This is a genomic window from Flavihumibacter petaseus NBRC 106054 (assembly GCF_000974785.1).
GTDB classification, from domain to species: domain Bacteria; phylum Bacteroidota; class Bacteroidia; order Chitinophagales; family Chitinophagaceae; genus Flavihumibacter; species Flavihumibacter petaseus.
In genome coordinates this window covers 1-649 of record NZ_BBWV01000010.1, presented here as the reverse complement: position 1 = coordinate 649, position 649 = coordinate 1, and the positions used below count along the sequence as shown (strand labels likewise).

The window sequence follows — 649 nt, the reverse complement described above, 5'->3', positions numbered from 1 at the left end:
TGTTCCTCCGTTGATGCGGAACTCGTATTCACCGCTACCGCCGGTTGGGCTGGATACAGTGATCTTACCGTTGGCCGCATTATAGCAGGTTACGTCGTCACCAGCTGCAGATGCTGACAGCACTGCCGGCTGATCGATGGTAACGGTGCCAGGCAGTGTTACGATACAAGCCGGGGTATTCTTGTCGCGGATATCGATGGTATAGGTATCCGGGGCCAGGTTGCTGAACACCAGGCCTTCCTGCCAGGTGCCGCCATTAATGCGGAACTCGTATTCACCGCTGCCGCCGGTCGGGCTGGAAACAGTGATCTTACCGTTCGCTGCATTAAAGCAGGTTACGTCATCACCAGCTGCAGATGCGGAAAGCACTGCAGGCTGATCAATGGTAACTGTTTCGGGCAGCGTAACAATGCAAAGTGGGTTGTTTTTGTCGCGGATGTCGATGGTGTAAGTATCCGGTGCCAGGTTGCTGAACACCAGGCCTTCCTGCCATGTTCCTCCGTTGATGCGGAACTCAAATTCACCACTGCCGCCGGTTGGGCTGGATACGGTAATAGTACCGTTAGCCGCATTGTAGCAGGTTACGTCGTCGCCAGCTGCAGATGCTGTGAGCACAGCAGGCTGATCAATGGTAACCGTTGCTGGCAGT

Annotated in this window: 1 protein-coding gene; it reads right to left on the bottom strand. The window is 55.0% G+C overall.

The genetic code is table 11. The features are described 5' to 3' along the window. Positions 1 to 649 (bottom strand): SprB repeat-containing protein (locus FPE01S_RS24390; RefSeq protein WP_046371759.1); only part of this gene is annotated, 649 nt, incomplete at both ends.